Raw genomic sequence first — 25,847 nt, forward strand, 5'->3', positions numbered from 1 at the left:
CCCTTTCCGTTAGCGAAAAGGGATGTTTTACGTATTCAAGATGATTTCTGTGCGTAGATCCGACGAATCTTAAAGTAATTCAGCACTTAACCTTTCATCACGAGATGCGCCTTGATTTAGCGAGGTTTCAACACAAAGCCACCATCTTCATCGTTCATTTCTTCGGTAGGCGTAAAAATAATATTTTTCCCATCTCTTTCAAGGGTAAAGATTGAATCACAAGCCATTAGGAAATCTGACGATGGATGATTCATTGATAGTCGAATAGGGCTAGAAAATGAAAGCTGCGAAGTGTTTCTTTGAATCAACGGATGAAGGAATAGAGGAAGCAATTCCATCTGCATAAAGTTTTGTCAGGTGAATTCTAGATGATTTGATGATTAAATGGCCGGTTTAACATTGATATATGGCTATTAATGTGTATAATAAGTACTTGTGCGAAGCGCACCGCGGTTCATCAACCATCCCGCGTAATCAAAACTCGGAGAAAGTAGGGATCAAATGGAAAAATCAACAAATCTAACCAATCAACGTTTGCGTGTCGTCGCAGCCAATGGGATCATTATGGCACTTTATGTTGCTGTAACGGTTCTAGTCTCACCCGTTGCCTCAGGAGCGATTCAATTTAGGATATCTGAAGGATTGAATCACTTGGTCGTTTTCAACAGAAAATTGATGTGGGGTGTCGTTGGCGGGGTTGTAGTGTATAACATGTTCTTTGGAATGGGGATCTTGGATGTCGTATTCGGCGGTTTCGGAAGCTTCTTGGCTTTAGGAGCAACTGCATTGGTATATAAGAAGATTCCAAATGTTTTCGTAAGACTGGCATTTAATACCATTGTTTTTTCATTAAGTATGTTCCTGATTGCGATTATGCTAAATATCACCTTAGCATTGCCTTTCTGGCCAACATTTGCAACAACGGCATTGAGTGAATTTATTGTAATGACGATTACGGCACCGGTGATGTATATCATCAATCGTGCCGTTCGCTTCGATAAGCGCGTGTAAAAAAAGCTTGTTTTTTGCTTTGATGGTTCTCAAAAAACAAGAAAAAAGATCATTCCTAAGAAATGAAGGAATGATCTTTTATTTTATTCTGCTTTTAAGTCTTCGATCTCCACAACTTTGAAGTTTTTCGCTTCTAGTTGCGCAACGATCTTGTCGCATAATTCTTTTGATGTGTTTGCTGGTAAAGTGATCATCGTACGACGAATAAATTCGTCTTTACCGATGTCGAGAGTGATACAGCTAGCGATACTGCTGTATTTTGCGATTATTTTTGAGATAACCGCTAAGTCGCCTTGTTGTCCTGTTGATGCGATCGTCAACACATAGCTTCCTTGTTCGACGCTCCATGATTGTGATAACATATTCAATAAGGAACTATGAGTCAAGATGCCGTAAAATTGATTGTTTTCATCTAGTACCGCAATATAAGGCAATTCTTTGATTGTGAAGAAAACCTTAAAAAATGAAGAGTTGACATAAATGAACTTCGTCGCATTTTTTAGCAGATAGGTGACGGGTAAAGTCATGTCACCGCCATTTGCTTTATGGCGATAGATGTGCATTTTATAAATATTTCCTCTAAAAATCTTTCCTGATTCATCTAGGATAGGCACACAACGATAACCAGACTCTTCTAAAATTGCCAGCGCTTCTTCTAAGGTAGCTGTTTCCTTTACCGTTGTTAAATCGCGTTTTTTGTAAACCATTGTTTTTAATAACATAATTTTCCCTCCCAAATACCCATTTAACACCATTATCATACCACAAAATCAGCAGAAACTATATTTATACGACAGAAAATCAAAAATTGACACAATCTTTAATAAATGGTATTTTTAGTGTTGGAAAACTTTATAAAAAGGGGGAGGACACTAAGATGGCAACGAAAAAAGCTGCTTTGGCTTGTTCTGTCTGCGGATCCCGCAACTATTCAAAATCAGTCAGTGAAGGTAAAAAAGGCGAACGCCTTGAAATCAACAAATTTTGCAAGTATTGCAATCAATATACTTTGCATCGTGAAACGAAGTAAGGAGGGAATCGAATGAAATTTTTGAAAAATGTTGTTGAAGAAATGAAAAACGTTTCTTGGCCATCAAAAAAACAATTACGCAAAGATACATTTGTGGTGATTCAAACAACCATTATTTTTGCATTGATGTTCTTTGTGATGGACACACTGATTCAAACGGTCTTCAATTGGATCCTAAAGTAACACTTCTTACTGATAGCGCTAGTCATTTATCACAAATCGTGCTATAATCGCTTTGAGGAAAAACTTCGGTGCAGCTGAGGTTTTTTTATTTTACAAAAAAGATGGGGAGTCCGAAAAAAATGGAATCTTTTGAAAAAAATTGGTATGTACTGCATACGTATTCTGGCTATGAAAACAAAGTAAAAGCGAACCTAGAGTCACGTGCACAAAGCATGGGGATGGGTGATTATATTTTCCGTGTCGTCGTTCCCGAAGAAGTAGAAACAGAAGAAAAAAACGGCAAAACCAAAGAAATCGTTCATAAAACATTTCCTGGCTATGTATTAGTTGAAATGGTCATGACGGATGAATCTTGGTACGTTGTACGTAATACTCCTGGGGTAACAGGTTTCGTTGGTTCCCATGGTGCAGGAAGCAAGCCAGCGCCTTTATTACAAGAAGAAATCAATTCAATTTTACGTTCGATCGGTATGAGTACTCGGACAGTTGAACTGGAAGTAGAAATTGGCGAAACCGTCAAGATCATCGAAGGTGCGTTCTCTGGTTTAGAAGGTCAAGTAGCAGAAATCGATGAAGAAAAACAAAAACTAAAAGTGAACATCGATATGTTCGGTCGTGAAACGAGTACAGAACTTGATTTTGAGCAAGTAGATAAAATTTAACTGCCGGATAGACTAGCATGAACGGCTCATTTACGGTAAAATAACAGTAATGAGAATAAAGTGGACCAATTCGTTGGCCCACTTTTTTTTCTCAAAATGAGTAAGCGCTTTATAAGAGGGAGGGGTCTTATGTCAAAATTATTTGCTTTTTTTAGAGTAAAGTTTCACAATGATTTTCATCCCCATACTAAAGGGATGATCTCTGTACATAATGGGTATAGCTTGTTGTTTCTTTTTAATTTGCTGCTGTTTTTCTTTGCCATGTTGTTTTTCGATCCAAGGGTGGCAGTCGAAGAGCTCAAGTTGATTTTATTTTCGGAAAGTCATCTTGTGACAGATTATATTGCTATGACTTCTGTAGGGTCGGCTTTATTAAACAGCAGTTTGATGACGTTTGTAGCGATCTCGATTTGCTATCATTATCGGGTGCCGATCACAGGAGGCGCGGTGTCTGCTATCTTTATGGTGACTGGGTATGGTTTTTTTGGGAAAAATCTACTAAATTTTATCCCGATATTTTTAGGCGTCCGTCTGTATTCGTATTTTATGAATGAACCATTGAAAAAATTTCTGTTGATTGCATTGTATGGATCGTCGGTTTCTCCAATCGTCAGCTATTTTGCATTCAATGACTCACTACCGCCTTATTTTAGCTTGGTGATGGGGTACGGTATTGGAATTTTTACCGGTTTTTTGATGGTTCCCATGGCCTTATATTTTCAAGGACTTTTTCAAAGCGTCAGTTTATACAGTGCTGGATTCACTTCAGGAATGTTGTGTACATTAGTCGCCGCTATCTGTCGGATGTTTGGCCTAACGATTGAGCTAAGAACATTGGTGTCGCAAGAACAGCAGCCGCGTTTGATTCTCATGATGCTGGTTTTAGGAAGTGTGTTCGTAGGCTATGGGTCGCTGATGGCAATCAAGAAAAAACGATTGAATATGCGAGCGATTTGGTCTCATAGTGGCAAAATCGAACGAGATATCTTACGTGATACCGGCGTTTATAATACGATGATCAACATGGGATTGATGACGTTTTTGCTTGTGGCATATGTCGTCAGTATTGGTGCGGTTTTAAATGGACCAGTTATCGGTGCGATCTTTTGCGTCATCGGCTTTTCTGCTTGTGGCTCTCATGTCTTTAACTCGCTGCCTTTATTGGCAGGGGTGACGATTGCCAATCTATTGAGCGTATACACCATCAACGAGACGGTTACAGTCACGTCAGCGATTTTTGCGATGATGCTCTGTGCAGTAACAAATGCCTATGGCTGGAAAGGCGGCTTGGTGGTCGGTTTTGTGCACGCCTCAATGGTACTGAATATTGATTTCTTACATGGAGGTTTGAATCTGTATAACAATGGTTTTTCTGGCGGGCTAGTCGCCATGATGATCATTCCCTTATTGGATCTCAGCAAACAGCTTTGGCAAAAATCAGCCGATCAGGCGCAAGCTACCAAGGATGAAAAACCACAAATGGACTTGAAAGCACAAGAAAGCGAGCAGCCATTGGTCCCATTGGATCAAACAGAAGGAAAACCTAAATTTTCCGAGCCTGTGAAGGTATTAAAACCCGTTGCCCAAAAGAAACACTATAGGGTAGGCGAGTGGGAGTAGAAAAACCGCCAATGTCATTTGTTACTTGTTTAACAAGTAGGGAGTGCTTGCCTTTTCGTCGTTGGAAATAATGGGAAAATGAAAACCAACCAAGAACAAGCAAAGATTGGTTGTTCTTGGTTGGTTTTTATTCGTGTTCATTTCTAAAAAAACATCAACGATTGGCTTCTAAGATTTCTGCCTGTAGGCGTTGGGCAGTCGGCGTCATGGCTAGACCACCTTCAGCCGTTTCCTTGAAAATGCTAGGCATTTGTCGTCCTACTTGATACATCGCTAAGACCACTTCATCAGGTGGGATGACACTTTCGATTCCTGCTAATGCCATGTCGGCAGAGATAAAGGCCTGGGAAGATCCCAGGGCATTGCGCTTCACGCAGGGGACCTCGACTAAGCCCGCGACGGGGTCACAAATCAAGCCCATCATATTCTTGAGGGTGATCGCCACCGCTTGAGCCGCTTGGTGGGGGGTGCCACCTTTTGCACAAACCAAAGCCGCCGCTGCCATTGCGCTAGCAGAACCGATCTCTGCTTGACAACCGCCTTCGGCACCGGAAATCGAGGCATTGTTGGCAATCACCAGACCAAAGGCGCCGGCTGTAAACAAAAAGTCGACTTGTTGCGCTCGAGTCAGTGCCAAACGCTCACGTACGGCCATTAATACACCAGAAACAACACCCGCACTACCGGCAGTCGGTGTTGCACAGATCAAGCCCATTTTCGCATTGACTTCGTTGACTGCAATGGCATTTTGGACCGCTTGTAGAATGGTTTCTCCGCTTAAAAAATCACCGGCAGCAAGGTAGTCGTTCATGCGAGTCGCATCGCCGCCGGTCAATCCCGTCACCGATTTTACACCAGCGACACCTTCAGCGACTGATTGTTCCATAACAACTAAATTCTTTTCCATGATTGCAAGGATCTGTTCGCGACTACGACCAGTATTTTCTGCTTCGATCGCAATCATCATCTCTGCAACGGAAGGATAATTTTTACTTTCTATTACTAACTCTTCTATTGTATAGAACATGTGCTTATCTCCTTTAATCAAAATACGCAGCGCTGTAAACGTGCGGCAAAACTTTGATTTGTTGCGCCAGCTGATCATTGCGCTGATCGACTTCGATGATCATGATTGCTTTATCACCGACAGCTTCTCTCGTAACGGTCATCGTACCGATATTGATTTGAGCCTCTGATAGTAAATTGGTTACTTTCGCAATCATTCCCGGAACATCTTGATGGACGATCACATAAGTAGGGGTACCCAGTGTCAGAGAAATTTTGAAGCCGTTAAGCTCTGAGATTTGAATGTTGCCACCACCGATCGAGATGCCAGTGACAGATAGTTTGTGGCTACCTTTTGTCAAAATCATCTTGACCATATTCGGATGTTCCGCTTTTTCTTTTTTAGGGACGAATAAGACTTCGATCCCTTTCTCATAAGCGATTTTTAAAGAGTCCGCTAGGCGAGCATCATCTGGCTCCATGCCTAAGAGACCGCCAACTAACGCAATATCGGTTCCATGACCGCGATAGGTTTTAGCAAACGATTCATACAACAGGATATCTACACTGTCTGGCTGTTCGCCAAAAATACTGCGAACGATTTTTCCGATCCGGGCAGCACCGGCGGTATGAGAACTGCTGGGACCCACCATGATGGGTCCGATTATGTCAAATACACTGCGGTATTTTAATTGTTCCATTTTTTTCACCTCGATAGTAGTAAACGAATAGGGAAGAATTCCAGTAGTAGTGTAGCATAAAAAAATGAGAGAATGAAAAAAGCAGACCAAAAGCAAGTGATTTTTATTTCTTTTTTTAGCGATGGACTAACGAAAAGCGCTGGTGAGCATTTTTTCAAAAAAATCAGCTGAAAAACCTTGAATTATTCCATAAAGATGCTATAATATTCCAGTGTGCTTTCGTCACACGTTTTTTGTGTGTGCACATGAATCACCAAAGTGGGAGGAGAAATTTGGATCTCCAATTAACCACATCACGGACTCAAGGAGGTATGTCTCGTGGCAAAAAAAGTAGAAAAAATCGTTAAATTGCAAATTCCTGCAGGTAAAGCAACACCAGCTCCGCCGGTAGGTCCTGCGCTAGGTCAAGCGGGTATCAACATCATGGGATTCACTAAAGAATTCAATGCTCGTACAGCTGATCAAGCAGGTTTGATCATTCCAGTAGTGATCTCTGTATACGAAGACCGTTCATTTACTTTCGTTACAAAAACACCACCAGCAGCAGTATTGTTGAAAAAAGCAGCAAACGTTGAAAAAGGTTCAGGCGAACCAAACAAAACAAAAGTTGCAAAAGTTTCACGCGATCAAGTAAAAGAAATCGCTGAATTGAAAATGGAAGACCTAAACGCAGCTGACGTTGAAGCAGCAATGCGCATGGTTGAAGGAACTGCACGAAGCATGGGGATCACTGTAGAATAATTACAGCCCTAAGGAAGTAGCTTCTCAGTCGGCTTCATATTGAAAAATATGGGACACGTGGGAGGTTCTACCGTTATAACCACATCAAGGAGGAAACAAAATGGCTAAAAAAAGCAAAAAAATGCAAGAAGCATTGAAAAAAGTTGATGCTACAAAAGCTTATTCAGTTGAAGAAGCAGTAGCTTTGGCAAAAGAAACAAATATTGCAAAATTCGACGCAACGGTTGAAGTTGCTTACAAATTAAACGTAGACCCTAAAAAAGCGGATCAACAAATCCGTGGCGCGGTTGTATTACCAAACGGTACTGGTAAAACACAAACAGTTTTAGTTTTTGCTAAAGGCGATAAAGCCAAAGAAGCAGAAGCAGCTGGTGCTGATTTCGTTGGTGACGACGATATGGTTCAAAAAATCCAAGGTGGCTGGTTCGATTTTGACGTTGTTGTTGCAACGCCTGACATGATGGCTACTGTTGGTAAATTAGGTCGTGTATTAGGCCCTAAAGGTTTGATGCCTAACCCTAAAACTGGTACAGTAACAATGGACGTAACAAAAGCAGTTAACGAAGTAAAAGCTGGTAAAGTTACTTACCGTGTTGACAAAGCTGGAAACATCCACGTACCAATCGGAAAAGTTTCTTTTGAAGATGACAAATTGATTGAAAACTTCAAAACGATCCATGAAACATTGTTGAAAGCTAAACCTTCAGCAGCAAAAGGTCAATACATGAAAAATATCTCAGTTACAACAACATTTGGTCCTGGGATCCATGTAGAACAAGCTTCTTTCTAATTTAATACAAAAATTCAAAACTTTTATTGACTTGACTACCTTATCTATGGTAAGGTAGTCAAGGTTAAAAGTTTAACTGTACCGAAGACAGTAGGTGGCATTTGCCTTAATTTCCTACCGAGGACGTTTATTGAGAATCTTCAATAGTCCCTCTATGTCTACGGTGGCATAGAGTTTTTTTATTGTCCTTTATAGGACAAAGGAACAGTTTGTTTCGAAGAAACTCTTCCATCAAAATCAGGAGGTGAAATATAAATGAGTGAAGCAGCTATCGCTAAAAAATCCGCGATCGTTGATGAAGTGAGTGCAAAATTCTCTGCAGCCGCATCTGTAGTCGTTGTTGACTACCGTGGACTAACTGTTGATGAAGTAACTCGCTTACGTAAACAATTGCGTGATGCAAACGTTGAGATGAAAGTTATCAAAAACTCAATTCTTTCTCGTGCTGCTGAAAAAGCTGGTCTAGAAGGTTTAGGTGAAGTATTCACTGGCCCTACTGCCGTAGCATTCAGTAACGAAGACGTTGTTGCACCTGCAAAAATCATTAACGATTTCGCAAAAGACGCAAAAGCTTTAGAAATCAAAGGCGGTATCATCGAAGGCAAAGTTTCTTCATTGGAAGAAATTACTGCATTGGCGAAATTGCCAAACCGCGAAGGACTTCTTTCTATGTTGCTATCTGTGCTACAAGCACCTATCCGCAACGTGGCTTACGCTGTCAAAGCAGTGGCAGAAAAAGAAGAAGATGCAGCATAATTGCCGCATAATTTTTCAGTATTAAAAACTAAACTACTTACTTAAATGGAGGAAAACAAAATGGCATTGAACATTGAAAACATTGTCGAAGAGCTAAAAGGCGCGACAATCTTAGAATTAAACGATTTAATTAAAGCTATCGAAGAAGAATTTGGCGTATCTGCTGCAGCTCCTGTAGCTGTAGCTGGTGGAGCTGGCGATGCTGGTGCTGCTGAAGAACAAACTGAATTCACTGTAGAATTGACTGCAGCTGGCGATCAAAAAGTTAAAGTTATCAAAGCAGTTCGTGAAGCAACTGGCTTAGGCTTGAAAGAAGCGAAAGCAGTCGTTGACGGAGCTCCTTCAGCAGTTAAAGAAGGCATCTCTAAAGACGAAGCTGAAGCATTGAAAGCAGCTTTAGAAGAAGTTGGCGCTTCAGTAACAGTTAAATAATTTTTCTTAGTGTCAAATCCTTTTGTATGAAGGGATTTGGCGCTTTTTTTGTTAGAGGCTGAGATTCCTAAAAAGTAATAAGCAGCGATCCTCGTTTTTTTATGAGCGAGGATCGCTGCTTATTTTTTTCGAAATTGTTGGAATAAGAACACGAAAATAAAAAAGAAAAATGCTTCCCACAACGTTGTGGTCCAACTAAAGCTGCGGTTAATACCAAAAACGAGATTACCAATATTGGAAACCACCAAATACAAGGCTGTTGCTAGCAAAGAATAGCCGAATCGTTTGCCCATCATTACGCCTCCCTTTGCTATGATTGTAACAAGTCAAAAGAGTTGTGGCAATCAATTCTGATGCAGTGATGATAAATTGATCGATAGTAAGAGAAAAACCGAACGGTCCGTAGTGATCGTTCGGTTGAAGAGGATGTAGCCCGGTTCGCTTAATCCAATGGAACATCAAAGATCCAACCGGTTGGTGCCGAAATATCGCCGAATTGAATGCCGGTCAATTGGTCATACAATGCTTTTGTTTGTGGACCAACTTCCGTTTCGCTATAGAACACATGGAAATCCTCGCCGTTTTGGATCCCGCCGATCGGGGAAATAACAGCAGCTGTTCCGCAGGCACCCACTTCGACAAAACGATCCAGCTCATTGAGATAAACATCACCTTCCACAGGGGTCAATCCTAATGAATGTTGCGCTAGATGCAGCAATGAATATTTTGTGATACTTGGTAAAATAGAAGGAGATTTTGGTGTCACAAATTCATTAGCAGCCGTGATCCCGAAAAAGTTGGCAGAACCGACTTCTTCGATTTTGGTATGCGTTTCTGGATCAAGGTAGATGCAATCGGAAAATTTCCGTTGATGGGCTTCGTATCCAGGTAACAAACTCGCCGCATAATTTCCACCAACTTTGGCTGCGCCAGTACCATTTGGTGCCGCGCGATCATAATCAGAAACAATGAAATTGGTTGGTGTCAATCCGCCCTTAAAGTAAGGTCCGACCGGCATACAAAAAACCGTAAAAATATACTCTGGTGCTGGGCTTACACCGATATTTTCTCCGACGCCAATCAATAGAGGACGAATATACAAGGTGGCGCCGCTGCCATAAGGCGGAACATATTCCTGATTTGCTTTTACTACTTGTTTTACCGCATCTAAGAAAAAGGCCTCAGGAACCTCTGGCATACGCAGGCGATAGGCACTGCGGTTCATCCGTTTGCTATTTTCGTCTGGACGGAACAAATTGATGCCGCCATCTTTTCTTCGGTAGGCTTTTAGTCCTTCAAAACATTGCTGTCCATAATGAAGAGCGGTTGATCCCTCGTGGATATGCAGATAATTATCCTCGGTAAGTTCGCCTTCATTCCAAGAACCGTCTTTCCATGTTGCCAAAAAACGCCATGGCGTTTTGATATAAGAAAACCCTAAATTTGACCAATCGATTGTCATTCGTTCACACCCTTTTTTAATTTTTCTAAGTATAGCACTTCAGAAAAGAAATGTCATTATTTTCTGAAAATTCTTCTGTAAGAATATTTGGTGACAGTGACGTGTAAAGAAAGGGGAACCGATCTTTGCTTGTACGAGTTCCCCAGATTGTTTTTCTACAAGTTCTGTGCTTCAATGAGAGTATAAAAAAACAAAAAAGGGGGAACGTTTGTGATTGAGGAAGTGTTGACGGACAGTCTGGGGATCGCTGCTGCGTATCGACGATTGAAACCAATCATGATCCATACACCACTTGCACCAAGTAATATTTTAGGCAAAGAAAAAGAGGGCACGATATTTTTGAAATTAGAAAATCTACAGCGTACCGGCTCCTTTAAAGCGCGGGGGGCGTATAACAAACTCGCGTCATTGACTGATGCAGAAAAACTTCGCGGTGTCATTGCCTGTTCTGCAGGAAATCATGCGCAAGGTGTTGCTCTCGCCGGATCGTTACTGGGGATCAATGTCCGAATCTTTATGCCATTAACGGCTGCCAAAACAAAAATAGAGGCGACAAGAAGTTATGGCGCACAAGTCGTTTTAGCAGGAGAGACGTTTGATGAAACCAAACAACTGACACTAGACGCCATGAAAGATAGTGGCGAAGTATTTGTCTCTCCCTTTGATGATCGTGCAGTAATGGAGGGGCAAGGAACGATTGCGATCGAACTGTTGGAGGATCTTCCAGATGTTGATAATGTCATTATTCCCATCGGCGGTGGTGGGTTGATTGCTGGGATTGCTTTAGCCTTAAAAGAACTTCGTCCAGAAGTCAAAATCATCGGCGTTCAATCCTATGGCGTTTATGGCATGATCGCCTCACTTTGGCAGCAAAAGCTAGTAGCCAATCGCCGCAGTAGAACGATCGCCGATGGCTGTGATGTTGCTTTGGCAGGGGAACTGACCTATGATGTTTTAAAGACCCGTATCGATGAAACGGTCTTAGTTGAAGAATCCGATATCGAACAAGCGATCCATTACTTAGCATTGAGGGAAAAAGTCATCGCAGAAGGGGCTGGTGCATTAAGTACGGCGGCGATTTTAAGCGGACAGATCGATCATTTGCTTCGAGGAAAGAAAACTGTGGCATTGGTCTCCGGCGGCAATATTGATTTCTCTGTGTTTAAGGAAATCATCTGAGTGCAACAAGCCTTCCAAAAAAGAAAGAAGAGACCTGATTAGACATTCTCCTAATTGGGTCTCTTCTTTTAAATTCAAAGCAGGCGCTCAGATGATTACTTTGGGAGAGAAAGTATTGTTTCGATCCACTGTCCAAAGGTTGTTACATATTTCAACGGTCCGACCAATGTAAATCGTGCCATCGTTGGGTTGATTTTTTCAAAGTAAAAACGCCGACTTTCCCCTGAGTAAAGTGCATTGAACTCATCAATAACGATTTTTTTTTGCTGTTGTAGCAATTCCTCTGATTCAATAAAGAAATCAATGGCAAGTAAGCTTTCGGGTATCTGTTTTTCTGAACGTATTGAAGCAAAAGAAAGCAGGGGATCTTCAAATGGTTCGCCCATCAACGAAGCCACATCTTTGTAAGAAAAGCGCCACTGCCCGCCAATTTTTGTCCCTTTAAGTTGGTTGGTCTTTTGATAATTTCGGATGGTTCGAGTCGTTACGCCCAGTTTTTCAGCGACTTCTTCAACGGTATAATAATCTTTCATCGGTTCCTCCTACAAAGCGATTGTACGATCACAAAAGCGTTGCTCCTCTTTCTTATGACTAGTATAGATGATCATGCGTTTTTCTGCATGTTTTTTTAAACACTTCATAATCTTTTCGGCAGCTTCATCATCAAGGCTGCTGGTAGCTTCGTCTAAAAGAATGATTTCGGCATCACTTAATAATATGCGAGCTAGAGCGATTCTTTGCTTTTCTCCTCCAGACAAGTCGGCACCATTTTCCGCAAGCCTGCTAGTCCATGAGCGCTGTTGAAAAATGGGCGCTAAAATACCAGAGGTTTCGATAATTGTTTTTTCTTCTCCCGTCATTTTTCTTCCCCATACAAGATTTTCTTCAATTGTCCGAGAGAGAATCGTAGGGTCTTGAGCAAGGTAGAGGGTTTTATCTGTTTCAGGGTTTCTTGGCTTGATGCGTTTACTCTTCGTTGAAAGCGAAATTCCTTCTGATGGATAAAGGCCAGCAATTGCCTTTAAAAACGTTGATTTTCCTTTTCCTGAAGCGCCAGCCAAGTAAATATGTTCACCAGGTTTCAAGGTTTCTTCAATGGGAAAGGAAAAGCTGTGGTTGCCAATGGATACGACAGGGTGGTCGAAAGTAAGACTCAGAGTAGCTTCACACGTTTGGTTCCAGCGGTCATCGGGAGCAGCCAATTCTTCGTTAACAAAACGTTGATTGGTCCTCAGAGTAGCTGTATCAAGATTGATTTTCGTTAAACCACTTAATGCAGAAAAGTAAATGGGTAATAGCACGCCAATCAAAATCAACGCAGAGGTTGGCAGTTCATCTTGTAATATTCCTTGAATCATAAACAAATAGACGCCGATCTGGGCGATCTGATTGATCGCATTAAGGACTAAACTAGTCGTTTGGGCAAAAGTATTGGTGTTTGCTAATGTTTGATACATCGATGTCAATTGAGAGGAAAACAGCTGCTCAAGAACAGCGTCACTCCATTGCTTCATTGTATCAATATGGGACAATGTTGTTAACATTTCCTTATTGCTAAGAGCAAATGCTTCTTGCATATTTTTCATCTTAATACTCAACTGTTGATTGATCCATCGAAACCCAAAAACATTGATGGGAAATAGCGATAGTAAAATGAAACCCAGTAAATAATGCAATTGGAAACACAAAAAAAGTGGGATCAGCAATAAGAAAAAGCAGCGAATGGCTTCGCTAAAACTACCGCAAATAAACAAGTATAAGGAATCAACAACGCCAAAGATGCGGTTTAATAGATAAGTGGGCTCCTTTTCAGAGAGTTCTACATAACTCTTCCTTTTCATTTTTTTTAACAATTCTAAGAGATGGCGAACATTCATCGAAGCTGCATAGCGCTCTTTCATCACAATCAATAAGAATTGTGCGCAATAAGTAATACTTAATATGAACGCTAATAAGCCGACGAGATGATCAAAGCGCAGTGCGTGATCTTCTTGTAGAAGCAAAGGGAAAGCGAGGTTTGTCAGGACAGTCAAAAAAACTAGCAAACTACTCAAACTGATAAAAAGTTTATTGTTTCTAATAATTTCAAACATAAAATCAACTCATTTCCTATAATTTCCTAAATAGTAGATGTTTTTATGAAAATTGTCAACAAAAAAAGAGTTCCTGATTAAAGGAACTCTTGAAAAATTAAAAGCTGCGTCCGCCGCCGCCGAATGTTCCGCCACCAGAAGAGTGGGTCGTACTGCCACCGCCGCCGCCAGAAAAACCGCCACCACCGCCTCCACCATTATTCGAAGGACGGGGGATGCGTCTGGTTGTGACAAAGGAATTGACTAAGCGATCTTCTTTTTGGGTCAGATCAATACTTGATTTTTCTAGATAGTTAAATTTGTAGCCGCCCATTTTTAATTGGTAACGGGATTTAACAATGATGAAAAAAGCGATACTGATCACTGCCGCGATCGCTAAGCAAATAGCAATTTCTAGTGGCGTTATCACTTTGTAATAAGTAATTTTTCCGGTATCACGATCGATACGATAATGATCGGCAGGAACACCTGCTTCCACAAAACCCTCTGCTTTTTGCAGATAGACCAATGCAGCTTGATAATAATTTCCCTCTGCCATCTGGTCAAATACCGCATCAAGTAGCTTATCTAGACGTGAATCGGTAAGATAATCGATCATATTTCCGGAAGTCGAAACGTGAAATTTCCGTTGCGCCATATCGATCACCAATGCCGAACCGTTGTTGTCGTTGCCGATCCGTCTTGAAAGATATCGATCAGTGTACAACTCGATATCTCCCGTATTGCTGTTTGTTGTTTGAATAAAAACTTCGCCTTTGATCTTTGCATTCAGCGCTTCTGCTTCTTCGTTCAACTTCTGGATCTCTTGTTCGGTAAAGAGTCCAGCGTGGTCTGCGACTGTCTCTTCGGCTGCGAAGGCGGGCAGGGCGGTTAAGAAAAAACCAACCAGCAGTAACAACAAATAAGATAGTTTTTTCATAAGAAATACGCTCCAATCAATGCGAGGATGGTCGTTGCCGCGAAAATTGCGCCACTGACGATTCCCAAGCGCTTGTAACTAATCGGTAAAACACCGCTGACTTTTCCGGTTTGCCCATTCATCGCATAATAAAAGGCACTCTTGTTTTCATCATCGGCTCGATAGGTCACTAGCCATACAGGAAGCAAAACGTAGTTGTTTTCTTCTTTTGTTAGATTGATGGAACGATTGTTGCGTTTAAAACTAGTATAGCCATTGACGGTACCTGCTAGCAGATTTTCAGCATAACCCGATAATTCGTTTTTGACTTCGTCAGAAAGATCAATGTATTCAATGTCTCTTTTTTCTGCTTGGAAGCCGGCTAAATATTGACTGCGAAAATTAACAGCTTTTTCAAGGGGAAACGGCTGAACGCCAGTCACCATTTTTTGCTGAACGTTTTTTGACAGCGCATGCTTGAGCAATTCATTCACCTTGATTTTTCCTCGTCGCAAGACATCGTATTGTTTGTGCTCAGTATATTCAATATCACCAACGCGCCAAATACGCAAAGAGGTACCCATACCTGAAAGCGAGCCATTCATCTCAGCATCGACGACCCAATAAGGGAAGTACACACCAGTCAATTTCTCTACTTGTGCTTGATCGAAGAAATCCCGTGGCACAAATTTTTTCTTTTGCGCCCATTCTAAGAATTTCGCAGTTGCTTCTTCCTTTTCGATGGCAAAAGGGAGGACTTTGTTAGGTAAAAATTCTCCTGAAAGCCGTCCCGACAAAACGACCGGATTATGGCAAAAGTAGCAATAGGTTGCGGCTGTAGTCGCATCCGTCACGATTTCAGCACCGCAGCTGGGGCAGGTGAAAAGGTCCATCTGCCCCGCTTGTGCATCGGCTTGCTCTCTAACTTCTTCTTGAAGGGACGGTTCAGTCTCGGTCGCTGCAGAAGGATCTGAGACAGGAGTATCGGCCATCTGCGCTTCTTTTTGCTTTTCTTCGAAGGCAGTGACTTCGTCTTCAGTAAAAATACTCAGACAAAATGGACAATGAAATTTTTGATCACCAGGTTCAAAGGTTAAAGCGCCCCCACAATTGGGGCACTTATGTGTGATAACATCCATCAGCAATCCTCCTCAATTAGTCTACTGGGACACCTTTGAAAGGTTTGCCGCAATTCGGACAGAATTTTGGAATGCCGTTGGCTAAATCGATCACTTCACCACAATCGCTGCATTTCATTTTCAGGCTTGGTCCATCGCTCGTTGGTTTTGGCGTCCCGCAATTGCTGCAGAATTTACCAGTATTAGAGGTGCCGCATTGTGGACAGTCCCAATAATCTGCGCTGTTTTGTGCGGAAGCCTGTTGCTGCTGCATCTGCTGCTGGTTGTTTTGAGACGCTTGGTTCAAATAACCGCCGCCAGCGTTCATCCCCATGCCCATGCCAACAAACCCAGTCGTAGCCCCAGCGGCATTGCTACCGGCAGATTCCATACCACGAGCAACCGAACCTTGAACATAGCCTTCACGAATCGAAGGGTCGCCTAACATTGCCCCTTGGTTCCGCATGTTGATCAGTTTTACGGAATCATCCGTATAAGAGATGCTTGCGACGGCAACAGAAACGATTTCCATGCCGCGGAGTTCTCGCCAGCTGTCATCAAGAACCGTTCCCATATATTTGCTTAATTCCATGCTCTTAGATGGAACGTAAGAAATTCGTTCGCCATCAGCGGACATTTTGTTGATCGCTGTTTGTAGGGCGGTCAAAAATTCAGCTAAGTACTGCTCATTGATGTCGTTGATATCGACTTGACTTTTGTTTTTTGGGATCGCATTCGTATAGAACAAAATTGGATCGGTAATTCGTAAGGAATAGTTTCCGTGCGCCCGTAAGAATAGTTCTGCGTTATAAAAGTTGTCAAAATAGTTCAAAGGCGATGAAGTACCGAAGCGAATTCCTTTGATTTCTTGAAGATTGATATAAAAAACTTGTTGTTTTTGTGGTGTAACGCCGCCAAACTTAAAGCGGTCGAAGGTTTCAGAAATCGCATCTTTCAATGAACCGTTCAACATCGAAGGCGCTAATTCATTTTTGACGGTATAGTAGCCTTCTTCAGCGGTATAATCGATGATTCGCCCGCCATCAACCAATAACATCATCATATTCGGATAGACATGGATCACTGACCCATCAGTGATGACATCTTCCGTGCCTTTTCTGTTAGAACCGCGTTTGTCATTACGCCGCACTTTGACACCTTTTGTCATTACTGTCGAATCGCTCATATTGTCAGGCTCGATCACCTCTAGCCATTGATCTGCTAATCCGCCGCCAATTGCGCTTGTTGCCGCTTTGATAATACCCATTTTCAGTCCTCCTTTAAATTGTTTTCATCACAATAGATGAACGTAGATTCATTATACCATAGGAGGTGAGATTTACGTTATCAGTCTAAAGTTGGAGAAGAGGAATGGTCTTTTTTCTTGAAAATAGGGAGGAATAAAAGGATATAGTGAGTGAAAGCGCGCGGAATGGCTCTTCGAATTAAATTTCCATTTCTTTTGAGATTCCACCACGCAAACGGTGGTTTTTTTAGCTGATATTACGTATAATAGAAGGTAGCGAATTTTGAAATGAGTGTGGAAAACTATGGCCTATCAAGCATTATATCGTGTTTGGCGTTCTCAGCGTTTTGATGATGTTGTCGGACAAAAAGCAATTACCCAAACCTTAAAAAATGCAATCGATCAAAATCAAATCTCGCATGCTTACTTGTTTACGGGCCCTCGAGGAACCGGGAAAACAAGTGCAGCGAAAATTTTTGCCAAAGCCATCAATTGTCCGAACCAAGTCAATGGCGAGCCTTGCAATGAGTGTGACATGTGTCGCTCAATCACAGCAGGAACGCAAGAAGACGTGATCGAAATCGATGCGGCAAGTAACAACGGTGTAGAAGAAATTCGCTTTATTCGTGATCGTGCGAACTATGCACCGACCCAAGCAGAATACAAAGTTTATATCATTGATGAAGTGCACATGCTGTCAACAGGCGCATTTAATGCATTACTAAAAACATTGGAAGAACCACGGAAAAATGTTGTCTTTATTTTGGCAACAACAGAGCCCCATAAGATTCCAGCAACGATTATTTCCCGAACCCAACGATTTGATTTCAAACGGATCAATACGCAAGACATCGTGGGTCATTTGGAAACGGTCCTTACTACTAGCGAGATCAATTACGAAGCAGAAGCTTTACAGATCATTGCGCGAGCCGCAGAAGGCGGTATGCGGGATGCCTTGAGTATCACCGACCAGGCGATCGCTTTTAGTGATGGAACCGTAACGACCCAAGATGCTTTAGAAGTGACGGGCAGCTTGTCCTATGAAATGATGGACCGTCTGATGCAGGCTTGTGGGGAAAAAGAAGTTGCCGATGCGTTAGCGACCTTGCGGGAGTTATTAGCCTCTGGTAAAGAAGCCCGCCGTTTATTGGAAAACTTGTTGGTTTATTGTCGAGACTTGCTGATGTATCAACAAGCGCCGCAGCTGCTATCTGAAAAGTCTCTGCAGTTGACTGAAGCGTTTCAAACACTGGCAAAAATTACCCCGCCATCAAAAATCTATCACTGGATCACGGTCTTAAACGATACGCAAAATGAAGTACGATTTACGAACAATCCTACGATCTATTTGGAAGTGGCTGTGGTCAAATTAGCCAATGATCCAGAAAGTGCTGCTGTTGCCAGCAATTCATCTGACAATAGTCAAGAAGTGGCGCAGTTACGTCAAGCACTGCAAAAACTTCAGGCAGAGGTGCAACGACTGCAAGAGAATCGACCGACAGGTGCCGTTGCTGAAACCACCGCGCCAGTGAAGAAAACCAAGGCGACCACTACGTTCCGTTTACCAAAGGAACGCGTGTTCCAAGTACTGAAAAGTGCAACGAAGAAAGACTTGGCAAATGTTCGTAATGTTTGGGACGATCTTTTGATGTCTCTTTCCGTGACGCAAAGAGCTATGCTGCACTCCAGTGAAGCAAAAGCTGCCAGCGAATCGGGCGTCGTGATCGCTTTTGACTATGAGATCTTATGTCAGCGAGCAAGTAACGACCAAGAGTTTCAATTGATGATCCATAATCAATTGTCCCGTATGATCAAAGACTACGCCCCACAGGCTGTCTTTATTACAAAAGAAAGTTGGCCGACGCTACGACAAGAGTTTTTGGCTGGCGGTCAAGCAACGGAAGAGTCAGAAATTGAAGTAGAGCAAGAAGAGACCGAAGCCGCTCCTGTCGAACCAGAAAATGACGACTTAGTAACAAAAGCGCAAGAGTTATTTGGTGAATTAACCAGCATTGAAGAAAATTAATGAACATGGAGTGATGAATAATGATGCGAGGCATGGGAAATATGCAAGGCATGATGAAACAAATGCAAAAAATGCAAAAAGAAATGATGAAAGAACAAGAAGCACTAAACAGCAAAGAATTTATCGGCGAATCGACAAATGGCTATGTCAAAGCGACCTTTACTGGCGATAAGACGTTACAAGACATTGCTATCAATGAAGCAATCGTTGATGCTGACGATGTGGAAATGCTGCAAGATATGATCATTTTAGCTATCAATGACGGATTAAAGAAAATTGAAAAAGAATCGGAACAAACAATGGGCAAATATACAAGAAACATTCCGGGTCTATAAAAGGAGAAATGACGGTGCAATATCCTGAACCGATCGCCCGATTGATCGACAGTTACATGAAACTGCCGGGAATTGGACAAAAAACCGCAACACGTTTGGCATTTTATACGATTGATATGAAAGAAGAAGTCGTCAATGAGTTTGCTAAATCGTTGCTTAGTGTTAAACGAGATTTGCACTTTTGCAGTATTTGCGGAAATATAACGGAAGAAGATCCTTGTGAAATCTGCAGTGATCCCACAAGAGACAAAGAAACGATTTTAGTAGTTGAAGAGCCTAAAGATGTCATGGCATTAGAAAAAGTCCGCGAGTATCATGGACTTTATCATGTGCTGCATGGCGTGTTATCCCCGATGGAAGGGACAGGTCCAGAAGATATCAACATTGCATCCCTGATACAGCGGCTGCATGATGATCAGGTCAAAGAAGTGATCATTGCGACCAATGCGACCACGGAAGGCGAAGCGACGGCGATGTATATGTCGCGTTTGATCAAGCCTGCCGGTATTAAAGTCACGCGTTTGGCTCATGGCTTATCTGTGGGCAGCGATATTGAATACGCGGATGAAGTGACCTTGCTAAAAGCAGTAGAAGGTCGCCGAGAATTATAAAGATATTGGAGGCAATTAGGGTGAATGGATTGTTTATAACCATCGAAGGACCGGATGGTGCTGGAAAAACCAGTGTGATCGAAGAATTGTATCCTCGGTTACAGCTTGAAGCAACAAGAAAAATCGTTAAAACAAGAGAACCTGGCGGAGTTAAAATCGCTGAAAAAATTCGTAAAATTATTTTAGATCCGCGAAATGAAGAAATGGATGAGCGGACCGAAGCCTTACTTTATGCAGCGGCACGCCGCCAACACTTGATTGAGGTTGTCCTGCCGGCATTGAACGCCGGACACATCGTGATCTGTGACCGCTTTGTTGACAGTTCGCTTGCCTATCAAGGAGCTGGACGTCGCATCGGGATTCCTGAGATCGCACGGATCAACGAGTTTGCGACGGAAGGAACGACCCCTGATTTTACCTTGTATCTAGATGTTGACTCTGATACTGGCTTGCGTCGCATCCAAGAAAATCGTGCACATCAATATGACCGACTAGATTCGGAAGGATTGGAGTTTCATCAACGGGTTCGTCATGCGTATCTAAAGCTAGCGGAAGAAAATCCTGTACGCATTCATAAGATTGATGCTAGAATGGGGTTACAAGAAGTTGTTGAATCCAGCTATTCAGCAATCGTTGAATCGTATCCTGCTTACTTCAAATCAATCTAGGGTAGGTTGGATAACACAAAGGAGATGGTCCCATGAAATTAATTATGGCAATCGTACAAGACAAAGACAGTAATCGTTTGGCAAATGAGTTTATTGATGCCAATATCCGTGCTACAAAATTGTCATCAACGGGTGGTTTTTTAAAGGCTGGTAATAGTACGTTTATCATTGGTATTGAAGATGACCGTGTGCAAGATGCGTTAGAATTGATTAAAAAAACCTGTCAATCAAGAAAGCAATATGTCTCGACACCGATGTCACTAGATATATCCTTAGATGGTCAAGTTCCTTATCCAGTCGAAGTCGAAGTCGGTGGCGCCACCGTATTCGTGCTGCCAGTTGACGGATTCCATCAATATTAAAAAAGGAGCATTTCATGGAGGAGTTATTTCTACAAGAATACCAGCCTCTTGTTTTTGCCCAACTAAAAAAAAGTATCAAGCATGGGCGCATTGCTCATGCTTATCTTTTTGAAGGGGACAAGGGGACTGGCAAGCATGAACTAAGTCTATGGCTCGCAAAACGCCTTTTTTGTGCCAATGTACAAGAAGAAGCGCCATGTGGTGCATGCAGCAATTGTCTACGGATCGCCCAAGGAGAGCATCCTGACGTTATCCAAATTGAACCTGATGGGCAGATGATCAAAGTCGACCAGATTCGACAGCTGCAAGAGGAGTTCTCAAAAAGCGGCTTTGAAAGCCGTTTGAAAATCTTTATTTTGTCTCAAGCTGACAAAATGAACAACAGCGCTGCCAACAGTTTACTAAAGTTTTTAGAAGAACCAGTGGGAAACTTTCTGGCGATCTTAGAAACGGAGAGCCTTGGTCGTATTTTGCCAACCATCCAGTCTCGCTGTCAGATCATTCATTTCTCTCCTTTGTCAAAAGAAAAACTGCAAGAAAAGTTACAAGAAGAGGGACTTTCTAAAGAGACAAGCCGACTTCTAAGCCACTTGACCAATAGTTATCATAAAGCAGTTGAAATCTCGCAAGATGAATGGTTTAATGAAACTAAGGATGCTGTTAAGCGTTGGGTGAATTACCTTTTGAAGAAAGACCCGCAAGCATTTATTTTTGTTCAGAAAAAATTATTGGGTCTAGCAAAAGAAAAAAATCAGCAATCAGAAATCTTTTTGCTCTTGTTATTTTACTTTCAAGAGGAGCGGGATCGATTGTTGGGGCAAGGTTTATGGGGAAAAGAGATCAATCGTGCCATTGAAGCCGCATTGCAAGCACAAAAAAAGTTGCAAGCCAATGTGTCTTTCCAAGGTGTGGCAGAACAATTTTCCGTGAAAATCATCTATGGATAAAACGCAGCAGCCGGAAAAGGAGACCAGAGATGATCGAAGTTGTCGGAGTGCGTTATCATGACGTAGGCCAGATTTATTTTTACACACCGAAAAAACAGACCTATACTATAAATGACCAAGTCATCGTGGAATCACAAGATGCTAAATGTCTTGCCACAGTCGTCACCAAAAGCAGAGAAATGAATGAGAGCGATTTGCCTCAGGTAGTCAAACCTATCTTACGTCGGGCGACGAAGAAAGATTTGGAACAGGCAGCAGCCAATCAAAAGGCGGCAGATGAAGCGTTAAAAATTGGAAAAGAAAAAATCCGCGCACATCAGTTGCCAATGAAACTGATTCGAGTAGCCTATACCTTTGAGCGGACAAAACTGATTTTTTCGTTTACTGCAGAAAGCCGTGTTGACTTTCGCGAATTAGTCAAAGACTTGGCAAGTGAATTTCATACCCGGATTGAACTGCGCCAAATCGGTGTCAGGGATGAAGCGAAGGCACTAGGCGGAGTTGGGCCCTGTGGTCGCAAACTATGCTGTGCGACGTTTTTAGGGGATTTTATCCCTGTATCCATCAAGATGGCTAAAGATCAAGGACTTTCCTTGAATCCTGCGAAAATCTCAGGATTATGCGGTCGTTTGATGTGCTGTCTTAAGTATGAAAGTGAAGAATATGAGCGGGCGAAAAAAGAATTGCCGGATCGCGGCAAGGAAGTTGAAACGCCAGATGGCAAAGGACGTGTGGTTGGGCTGGATCTGTTGAGCCGAGTGATCAAAGTCCGTTTGCATGATCGGCAAACACCAATCGAATATGATTATGAAGAACTAGTGACAAAATAAGTAGGTGACCATAATGAGCATGGACAAACGATCAATATATGACGGATTGAATCAGTTAGAATCGGAGTTGCAAAATTCCTTAAATAATCTAGCGGAAATGAAGCAGTCTTTGCAAGAAATCGTCGAAAAAAATACGACATTAGAATTGGAAAATCAACGCTTACGTGAACACATTCGTGAGTTGAACCAAGTGGCAGATGCACCCGCTGAATCGGTCAAACAAGAACTTTCTAAATCACGAATGAATTTAGAAAAGATTTACGAAGAAGGATTTCATGTTTGTTATGACTTATACGGTTCTCGCAGAGAACATGATGAACCTTGTGCATTTTGTCTAGAAGTGATCTATCGTGAAAGCGGCAAATAACTGACTGACAGTCTAATAGGTTCGTTAGAAAAAAGATCAGTTTCCACTGGTCTTTTTTTCGAAAGGAGCAGCACATGCAAAAGCAACAAAGTTATAAACAAGACACTGGAAAACTGTATCTTGTTCCGACACCGATCGGGAACTTGGAAGATATGACGGTCCGTTGTGTCAAAATTTTAAAAGAAGCGGACCTGATTGCAAGTGAAGATACTCGCAATACCCAGAAATTGTTGAATCATTTTGAGATCTCGACACCGCAAAAAAGCTTACATGAACACAATTATAAAGAGCGAGTTCCGCATTTGGTAGAACAGCTGCAGATGGGCAAGACCATTGCCCAATGCAGCGATGCTGGTATGCCCTCCATCAGTGATCCGGGGCATGAATTAGTCAAGGCCTGTCTAGCTGAAGGAATCGCGGTGATTGCGCTTCCGGGACCTACGGCAGGTTTGACAGCGTTGATTGCTTCAGGCTTATCGCCGCAACCAAATCTTTTTTATGGCTTTTTACCTCGTAAGAAAAAAGAACAAAAACAAGCCTTGAGTGAATTAGCGACCCAGAAAGCAACGATGATTTTTTATGAGTCACCCTATCGAATCGCAGCGACGATTGAAACAATGCTAGAGGTATTTGGTGAACGTCAGGCAGTCATTTGCCGAGAATTGACAAAAATCCATGAAGAATACTTGCGAGGGACCTTTTCTGAATTGATCGACTATTTAGAGCAGCAGCCAATCAAAGGAGAATGCTGTCTGTTGGTGGAAGGCTCTTCTGAAATACATGAAATTGTTTATGAAGGAAGTTACGCAGAACAAGTAGCTGCCTTGATGGAAGAGGCCGAAATGTCCTCAAAAGAAGCAATCAAAGAAGTGGCTAAACGTAATCAAGTAAAGAAACAGCTTGTCTATCAAGCGTATCACCAAATAGAAGAGTAATCATACCGAGACTTCTCTCGGTATTTTTTTGTTCACACGCTTACTTATGTGATATTACCTAACATATAAAGTCAGCTATTTTCAGAAAATTCATGTTTTTCTCAGAAAAATCTAGATTATTCGAAAATATGGTGTTAGGATAGCTAACATATAGAAAGGGAGGCGTGTAAAATGGATACAGGGAATATTGCATTTATTTTAATTTGTAGCGGTATGGTTTTTCTAATGACTCCAGCATTGGCATTTTTTTATGGAGGATTGGAACGACGCAAAAACATCCTCAATACCATGATGATGGTGATTTGTACGATGGGCTTGGCGTCCGTCCTCTGGGTCGCTCTAGGGTATACATTATCCTTTAGCGGGACAGGATCATTTATTGGCAATTTAGACAAAGTCTTTTTCAATCATGTTTCGATGTCAGAAGGAGAGGGAATTCCAGAAGGGTTGTTTGCTGCCTTTCAAATGATGTTTGCTTTGATCACAACGGCGATTATCACTGGATCAGTCGTTGGAAGAATGCGGTTCTCTGCTATTTTTCTATTTATTGGCTTCTGGCTGGTTTTCGTGTATTTTCCAATGGCGCATATGGTGTGGGGCGGTGGCTTCTTAGATGCGATCGGCTCGATCGATTTTGCAGGAGGCAATGTCGTTCACATCAGTTCGGGAATCAGTGGCCTAGTCTTAGCGATCGTTGTCGGTAAGCGACGAGAATTTCATCAAACCGAATATCGTCCTCATAATATTCCCTTTGTTGTACTAGGTGCCGGTCTTTTATGGTTTGGCTGGTTTGGCTTTAATGCTGGCTCTGCGTTAGCAGCTGATGGTCTAGCGATCCACGCCCTAATGACCACGAATACAGCAGCAGCCAGTGCGATGCTTTCTTGGATGCTGATCGAAAAAATCGTCGTGGGAAAACCGACAATCGTCGGTGCTTGTACAGGTGCAGTTGTGGGCTTAGTTGCCATCACACCAGGGGCGGGGTTTGTCTCCCTTTGGTCTTCCTTTATCATTGGCGCTTTAGTCAGTCCGTTTTGTTACTTCTTTATTTCCGTCATCAAACATCGATTAGGGTTAGATGATGCATTGGATGCCTTTGGTTGTCACGGGGTAGGCGGAATCTTCGGTGGTTTGATGACCGGGATCTTTGCCGATCCCGCTGTTGGTGGACATTCAGGATTGCTTTATGGCGGTGTTGATCTTTTTATCGCACAAGCCGAAAGTATCGTATTTACGATTTTGTTCGCTGGTATCCTATCCTTTGTCATAATTACCTTGATTAAATGGGTGATGCCGATTCGCGTATCTCAGCAAGAAGAAGCGGTGGGGATGGATCGGATCGAACATGATGAAACGGCCTATCCTACCTTTATGGGGTTAGATTCTTAAGAGTGGAGGAGCAGTCATGAAAAAAGTTGAAGCGATTATTCGCCAAGAAAAATTGGAGGAGCTAAAAGCCGCTTTGGATCAATCGGATCTGATCAGTGGGATGACGGTCAGTCAAGTTCTCGGGTGTGGCAATCAAAAAGGGTTAAAAGAGTTTATTCGTGGCCAAGAAGTGATCACGACTCTTTTACCGAAAGTAAATGTCCGCTTTGTTTTGGCAGATGAAAAAGTCGATGCCGTGATTGAGCTGATTGTATCGATCTGTCGGACAGATGAAGTCGGTGATGGCAAAATATTCGTCTACCCTTTGGAAGAAGCGATTCGGATTCGCACCAATGAACGAGGAGAAGCTGCCTTATAGCAGAACTTCTTGGGTCATGAACCGTGCAGCAAAAGTAGCGAACGTATAGGGAAGGGCCAATGAAAATTGGTCCTTTTTGCGTCTTTGTCTTG

At 42.2% G+C, this 25,847-nt stretch carries 31 protein-coding genes and 1 other annotated feature; of the genes, 21 read left to right on the forward strand and 10 right to left on the reverse strand.

Going from position 1 to position 25,847, the window contains the following annotated elements; all coding sequences use genetic code 11:
- Window positions 1-501 precede the first annotated feature (501 nt).
- Window positions 502-1,011 carry a QueT transporter family protein gene (locus IGK63_RS06135; protein WP_008379785.1) on the forward strand — a complete coding sequence of 170 codons (510 nt, stop codon included), beginning with the start codon at window positions 502-504 and terminating at the stop codon, window positions 1,009-1,011.
- Between the two features lie 83 nt (window positions 1,012-1,094).
- Here IGK63_RS06135 and cbpA read toward each other — a convergent pair whose 3' ends face one another.
- Window positions 1,095-1,733, reverse strand: a complete 639-nt coding sequence (gene cbpA, locus IGK63_RS06140; RefSeq protein WP_008379786.1) for a cyclic di-AMP binding protein CbpA — start codon at window positions 1,731-1,733, stop codon at window positions 1,095-1,097.
- Window positions 1,734-1,888: 155 nt separating this feature from the next.
- Between cbpA and rpmG the strand changes: the two genes are divergently transcribed.
- The 4 genes from rpmG (at window position 1,889) to IGK63_RS06160 (ending at window position 4,506) form a co-directional block, all read left to right on the forward strand.
- Window positions 1,889-2,041: a 50S ribosomal protein L33 gene (gene rpmG, locus IGK63_RS06145; protein ID WP_005229764.1), complete on the forward strand. Its 153-nt coding sequence runs from the start codon at window positions 1,889-1,891 to the stop codon at window positions 2,039-2,041.
- Between the two features lie 12 nt (window positions 2,042-2,053).
- Window positions 2,054-2,224: a preprotein translocase subunit SecE gene (gene secE / locus IGK63_RS06150; protein WP_005229766.1), complete on the forward strand. Its 171-nt coding sequence runs from the start codon at window positions 2,054-2,056 to the stop codon at window positions 2,222-2,224.
- Window positions 2,225-2,343: 119 nt separating this feature from the next.
- Window positions 2,344-2,886 carry a transcription termination/antitermination protein NusG gene (gene nusG / locus IGK63_RS06155; RefSeq protein WP_005229769.1) on the forward strand — a complete coding sequence of 181 codons (543 nt, stop codon included), beginning with the start codon at window positions 2,344-2,346 and terminating at the stop codon, window positions 2,884-2,886.
- Between the two features lie 129 nt (window positions 2,887-3,015).
- Window positions 3,016-4,506 (forward strand): DUF1576 domain-containing protein, encoded by a 1,491-nt coding sequence (locus IGK63_RS06160; RefSeq protein ID WP_008379789.1) that lies wholly within the window; start codon window positions 3,016-3,018, stop codon window positions 4,504-4,506.
- A 154-nt stretch (window positions 4,507-4,660) separates the two neighbouring features.
- Here the strand turns inward: IGK63_RS06160 and sdaAA are convergent, their stop codons facing one another.
- Both sdaAA and sdaAB read right to left on the reverse strand, forming a co-directional pair.
- Complete coding sequence (gene sdaAA / locus IGK63_RS06165) at window positions 4,661-5,533, reverse strand: L-serine ammonia-lyase, iron-sulfur-dependent, subunit alpha (RefSeq protein ID WP_008381622.1); 873 nt, start codon at window positions 5,531-5,533, stop codon at window positions 4,661-4,663.
- Between the two features lie 13 nt (window positions 5,534-5,546).
- Window positions 5,547-6,212, reverse strand: a complete 666-nt coding sequence (gene sdaAB, locus IGK63_RS06170) for an L-serine ammonia-lyase, iron-sulfur-dependent subunit beta (RefSeq protein WP_005229781.1) — start codon at window positions 6,210-6,212, stop codon at window positions 5,547-5,549.
- A 318-nt stretch (window positions 6,213-6,530) separates the two neighbouring features.
- Between sdaAB and rplK the strand changes: the two genes are divergently transcribed.
- The 4 genes from rplK (at window position 6,531) to rplL (ending at window position 8,931) form a co-directional block, all read left to right on the forward strand.
- Window positions 6,531-6,953, forward strand: coding sequence for a 50S ribosomal protein L11 (rplK, locus tag IGK63_RS06175; protein WP_005229787.1), 423 nt, complete (start codon window positions 6,531-6,533; stop codon window positions 6,951-6,953).
- Window positions 6,954-7,053: 100 nt separating this feature from the next.
- On the forward strand, window positions 7,054-7,743 hold the full coding sequence (rplA, locus tag IGK63_RS06180; RefSeq protein ID WP_005229790.1) for a 50S ribosomal protein L1: 690 nt from the start codon (window positions 7,054-7,056) through the stop codon (window positions 7,741-7,743).
- 63 nt (window positions 7,744-7,806) lie between these two features.
- Window positions 7,807-7,933, forward strand: a sequence feature (ribosomal protein L10 leader region).
- A 65-nt stretch (window positions 7,934-7,998) separates the two neighbouring features.
- Window positions 7,999-8,499: a 50S ribosomal protein L10 gene (gene rplJ, locus IGK63_RS06185; protein WP_005236672.1), complete on the forward strand. Its 501-nt coding sequence runs from the start codon at window positions 7,999-8,001 to the stop codon at window positions 8,497-8,499.
- A gap of 60 nt (window positions 8,500-8,559) precedes the next feature.
- On the forward strand, window positions 8,560-8,931 hold the full coding sequence (gene rplL / locus IGK63_RS06190; protein ID WP_003127081.1) for a 50S ribosomal protein L7/L12: 372 nt from the start codon (window positions 8,560-8,562) through the stop codon (window positions 8,929-8,931).
- A gap of 119 nt (window positions 8,932-9,050) precedes the next feature.
- Here rplL and IGK63_RS06195 read toward each other — a convergent pair whose 3' ends face one another.
- Together IGK63_RS06195 and IGK63_RS06200 are read right to left on the reverse strand one after the other, a co-directional pair.
- A complete protein-coding gene (locus tag IGK63_RS06195; protein WP_005236653.1) occupies window positions 9,051-9,224 on the reverse strand; it encodes a hypothetical protein in 174 nt (57 codons plus the stop codon).
- 149 nt (window positions 9,225-9,373) lie between these two features.
- Window positions 9,374-10,393: a branched-chain amino acid aminotransferase gene (locus IGK63_RS06200; protein ID WP_016613269.1), complete on the reverse strand. Its 1,020-nt coding sequence runs from the start codon at window positions 10,391-10,393 to the stop codon at window positions 9,374-9,376.
- A 210-nt stretch (window positions 10,394-10,603) separates the two neighbouring features.
- Here IGK63_RS06200 and IGK63_RS06205 point away from each other — a divergent pair, with 210 nt between their 5' ends.
- Entirely contained in the window at window positions 10,604-11,572 is a 969-nt protein-coding gene (locus IGK63_RS06205) for a pyridoxal-phosphate dependent enzyme (protein WP_005236650.1), read from the forward strand.
- A gap of 95 nt (window positions 11,573-11,667) precedes the next feature.
- Here IGK63_RS06205 and IGK63_RS06210 read toward each other — a convergent pair whose 3' ends face one another.
- The 5 genes from IGK63_RS06210 to IGK63_RS06230 all read right to left on the reverse strand — a co-directional run bounded on the left by IGK63_RS06210 (window position 11,668) and on the right by IGK63_RS06230 (window position 16,948).
- Window positions 11,668-12,105: a helix-turn-helix domain-containing protein gene (locus IGK63_RS06210; protein ID WP_008381614.1), complete on the reverse strand. Its 438-nt coding sequence runs from the start codon at window positions 12,103-12,105 to the stop codon at window positions 11,668-11,670.
- A gap of 9 nt (window positions 12,106-12,114) precedes the next feature.
- The gene (locus IGK63_RS06215) at window positions 12,115-13,665 is read right to left on the reverse strand and encodes an ATP-binding cassette domain-containing protein (RefSeq protein ID WP_016613270.1); all 1,551 of its coding nucleotides are present in this window, start codon (window positions 13,663-13,665) and stop codon (window positions 12,115-12,117) included.
- A gap of 97 nt (window positions 13,666-13,762) precedes the next feature.
- Window positions 13,763-14,584: a TPM domain-containing protein gene (locus IGK63_RS06220; RefSeq protein WP_005236637.1), complete on the reverse strand. Its 822-nt coding sequence runs from the start codon at window positions 14,582-14,584 to the stop codon at window positions 13,763-13,765.
- The gene (locus tag IGK63_RS06225; protein WP_008381609.1) at window positions 14,581-15,702 is read right to left on the reverse strand and encodes a hypothetical protein; all 1,122 of its coding nucleotides are present in this window, start codon (window positions 15,700-15,702) and stop codon (window positions 14,581-14,583) included. Before IGK63_RS06225 ends, IGK63_RS06220 begins: the two co-directional genes overlap by 4 nt.
- Window positions 15,703-15,718: 16 nt before the next feature.
- Window positions 15,719-16,948 (reverse strand): SPFH domain-containing protein, encoded by a 1,230-nt coding sequence (locus IGK63_RS06230; RefSeq protein ID WP_016613272.1) that lies wholly within the window; start codon window positions 16,946-16,948, stop codon window positions 15,719-15,721.
- Window positions 16,949-17,231: 283 nt separating this feature from the next.
- Here IGK63_RS06230 and dnaX point away from each other — a divergent pair, with 283 nt between their 5' ends.
- The 11 genes from dnaX (at window position 17,232) to IGK63_RS06285 (ending at window position 25,755) form a co-directional block, all read left to right on the forward strand.
- A complete protein-coding gene (dnaX, locus tag IGK63_RS06235) occupies window positions 17,232-18,953 on the forward strand; it encodes a DNA polymerase III subunit gamma/tau (protein ID WP_016613273.1) in 1,722 nt (573 codons plus the stop codon).
- Window positions 18,954-18,973: 20 nt separating this feature from the next.
- Window positions 18,974-19,288 carry a YbaB/EbfC family nucleoid-associated protein gene (locus IGK63_RS06240; protein WP_005236633.1) on the forward strand — a complete coding sequence of 105 codons (315 nt, stop codon included), beginning with the start codon at window positions 18,974-18,976 and terminating at the stop codon, window positions 19,286-19,288.
- 14 nt (window positions 19,289-19,302) lie between these two features.
- Window positions 19,303-19,899, forward strand: coding sequence for a recombination mediator RecR (gene recR, locus IGK63_RS06245; protein WP_005229813.1), 597 nt, complete (start codon window positions 19,303-19,305; stop codon window positions 19,897-19,899).
- A 20-nt stretch (window positions 19,900-19,919) separates the two neighbouring features.
- The gene (tmk, locus tag IGK63_RS06250) at window positions 19,920-20,567 is read left to right on the forward strand and encodes a dTMP kinase (protein ID WP_005229815.1); all 648 of its coding nucleotides are present in this window, start codon (window positions 19,920-19,922) and stop codon (window positions 20,565-20,567) included.
- 32 nt (window positions 20,568-20,599) lie between these two features.
- Window positions 20,600-20,929 (forward strand): cyclic-di-AMP receptor, encoded by a 330-nt coding sequence (locus tag IGK63_RS06255; protein WP_005229817.1) that lies wholly within the window; start codon window positions 20,600-20,602, stop codon window positions 20,927-20,929.
- 14 nt (window positions 20,930-20,943) lie between these two features.
- Window positions 20,944-21,876, forward strand: a complete 933-nt coding sequence (gene holB, locus IGK63_RS06260) for a DNA polymerase III subunit delta' (protein WP_005236622.1) — start codon at window positions 20,944-20,946, stop codon at window positions 21,874-21,876.
- Between the two features lie 29 nt (window positions 21,877-21,905).
- Window positions 21,906-22,706 carry a PSP1 domain-containing protein gene (locus tag IGK63_RS06265; RefSeq protein ID WP_005236620.1) on the forward strand — a complete coding sequence of 267 codons (801 nt, stop codon included), beginning with the start codon at window positions 21,906-21,908 and terminating at the stop codon, window positions 22,704-22,706.
- Between the two features lie 19 nt (window positions 22,707-22,725).
- Window positions 22,726-23,073 (forward strand): DNA replication initiation control protein YabA, encoded by a 348-nt coding sequence (locus IGK63_RS06270; protein ID WP_077452675.1) that lies wholly within the window; start codon window positions 22,726-22,728, stop codon window positions 23,071-23,073.
- Between the two features lie 74 nt (window positions 23,074-23,147).
- The gene (rsmI, locus tag IGK63_RS06275; protein WP_005236618.1) at window positions 23,148-24,008 is read left to right on the forward strand and encodes a 16S rRNA (cytidine(1402)-2'-O)-methyltransferase; all 861 of its coding nucleotides are present in this window, start codon (window positions 23,148-23,150) and stop codon (window positions 24,006-24,008) included.
- 171 nt (window positions 24,009-24,179) lie between these two features.
- The gene (locus IGK63_RS06280; protein ID WP_005236611.1) at window positions 24,180-25,397 is read left to right on the forward strand and encodes an ammonium transporter; all 1,218 of its coding nucleotides are present in this window, start codon (window positions 24,180-24,182) and stop codon (window positions 25,395-25,397) included.
- Between the two features lie 16 nt (window positions 25,398-25,413).
- On the forward strand, window positions 25,414-25,755 hold the full coding sequence (locus IGK63_RS06285; RefSeq protein WP_005229830.1) for a P-II family nitrogen regulator: 342 nt from the start codon (window positions 25,414-25,416) through the stop codon (window positions 25,753-25,755).
- Window positions 25,756-25,847 lie beyond the last annotated feature (92 nt).

The organism is Enterococcus sp. AZ040, from assembly GCF_050499185.1.
Lineage (GTDB): Bacteria > Bacillota > Bacilli > Lactobacillales > Enterococcaceae > Enterococcus_D > Enterococcus_D entomosocium.